The sequence below is a fragment of the Cupriavidus sp. HPC(L) genome (assembly GCF_000307735.3).
In the GTDB taxonomy this organism is placed as follows: Bacteria; Pseudomonadota; Gammaproteobacteria; order Burkholderiales; family Burkholderiaceae; genus Cupriavidus.
This window is the reverse complement of the sequence record NZ_AMPR02000340.1, coordinates 1-1,921: the sequence shown is the minus strand read 5'-3', so window position 1 is coordinate 1,921 and position 1,921 is coordinate 1. Positions and strand designations below refer to the sequence as shown.

Annotated in this window: 2 protein-coding genes; both read right to left on the bottom strand. The window is 68.2% G+C overall.

Annotated features, from left to right (window positions below; genetic code table 11):
- Positions 1-62 precede the first annotated feature (62 nt).
- Entirely contained in the window at positions 63-578 is a 516-nt protein-coding gene (locus B551_RS17425) for a response regulator transcription factor (RefSeq protein WP_043440636.1), read from the bottom strand.
- A gap of 67 nt (positions 579-645) precedes the next feature.
- Positions 646-1,921, bottom strand: a 1,276-nt coding sequence (locus tag B551_RS17420; protein WP_023264651.1) for an ATP-binding protein, incomplete at its 5' end; no start/stop codon positions are given.

Genomic DNA, 1,921 nt, shown 5'->3' with positions numbered 1-1,921 from the left:
AGCGACCGCGCGCGGCCGTGCCGGCACGCCGGCCAAGGCGACGCGTTCGCGAGGTGGCCGGACTACTTGATCCGCTGCTTCTCCAGCTTGCGCGCCAGCGTGCGGCGATGCATGCCGAGCCGGCGCGCCGCTTCGGAGATATTGAAGCCGGTCGCGGCCAGCGTCTCGTGGATGTGCTCCCACTCGAGCGTCTTGATCGAGGTGGGGCGGCCGGTGACCTCGACGTCCACGTCGCCGGTGGCGCGCTCGAAGGCGGCCTCGATGTCGTCGGTGGTCGAAGGCTTGGCCAGATAGTGGCAGGCGCCGAGCTTGACCGCCTCGACCGCGGTAGCGATGCTCGCGTAGCCGGTCAGCACGACGATCAGCATGTCGGCATCGTGCGCGTGCAGCGCCTGCACGCACGCCAGGCCCGAGGCCTCGCCCTTCAACTTCAGGTCCACCACCGCATAGCCCGGCGAATGTTCCTTCAGCAGTTCGTTCATCCCTTCGAGGCTGGTCGCATGCAGGACCTGATAGCCGCGCCTCTCGAACGAGCGGCGCAGCGTGCGGGCGAAGGCGGCGTCGTCCTCGACGATCATCAGCACGCGGCCGGCTTCGGGTTCGGCCAAGGGCTGTGGGTCGGCCGCCGCGGGGTCGCGCTCGGGATCATTGGGCAGCATCTTCGGCCTCCTCTTCCAGCGTGATTGCCGCCAGCGGCAGCTTCATCGTCACCATCGCGCCGCCCTGCGGACGGTTGTGCGCGGCGACGCTGCCGCCCAGCGTGCGGGCGACATTGACGACCAGGAACAGCCCCAGTCCGCCGCCCGGCCGGCCCTTGCTCGACTGGTACGGCTTGCCCAGGCGCTCGAGCATCTGCGGCGCGAAACCGGGGCCCTCGTCGAGCACGGACAGCACCAGCGTATCATCCTCGCGCCGCACGTCGAAGCCGACCCAGCGCGGCGAGGCCTCCAGCGCGTTGTCGAGCACGTTGCAGACCATCTGCTTGATGGCCGAGTCCGACAGGATCGGCAGGTCCTGGCCGAAGCGGTAGTCGTAGGAAAACTCGGCGACCGGCCGGGTTGCGCGCCATTCTGCGACCAGATCGTCGACGAAGCGTCGTACCGTGGTTTCGGTCAGCGCTTCGCCGCGCGCCTCGCCGGCCGACAGCAGGATGCCGCTGACGATCGACTTGCAGCGCTGCACCTGCGTCTGCATCTCGCCGAGTTCCTGCAGCAGTTCCGGGTCCTTCGAGAACGGTTCCATGCGGCGCCAGTCGGATAGGATCACTGCCAGCGTGGCCAGCGGCGTGCCCAGTTCATGCGCCGCCCCCGAGGCCAGCAGGCCCATGCGGACGATGTGTTCTTCCTCGGCGGCGCGCTGGCGCAGGTCGGCCAGATGCTCGTCGCGGGCGCGCAGATTGCGCATGATCCGCGTGATGAAGACCACCAGCAGCGCCGCGTTCAACACGAAGCAGATCAGCATGCCCTGGATATAGAGGCTGCCGAGCCCCTGCTCGTGGTCCGGCGGCAGCGCCAGCGGCTTGCCGACCAGCGCCAGGCCGGCGAAGCACGAGGCGGTAACCACCACGATGACCCAGATCGACCACGCCTGCAGCAGCACCGCGCCGAGGATCACCTGCAGCAGATAGAGAAAGACAAAGGGATTGGAGGCCCCGCCGCTCAGGTACAGCAGCGCGGTCAGCGTGCCGATATCGACCAGCAGCGAGACGAACAGCTGGGTCTGCGAGACCTCGGCGACGACGAAGCGCAGCCGCAGCAGGCTCAGCGCGTTGAACGCGATCAGCCCGAGCAGCACCGCCAGCATCTGGTTGACCGGCAGCGGCACGTCGAGGCCGAAATGCACGACGCTGATGGTGGCGACCTGCCCCAGCACCGCAATCCAGCGCAGCTCGATCAGCTGCTCCATGTTCTTGCGGGCGGTG

Bases quoted from the DNA above. Each gene is read 5' to 3' on its own strand.
- B551_RS17425 (WP_043440636.1), bottom strand. From the start codon at position 578: ATGATCGTCGAGGACGACGCCGCCTTCGCCCGCACGCTGCGCCGCTCG.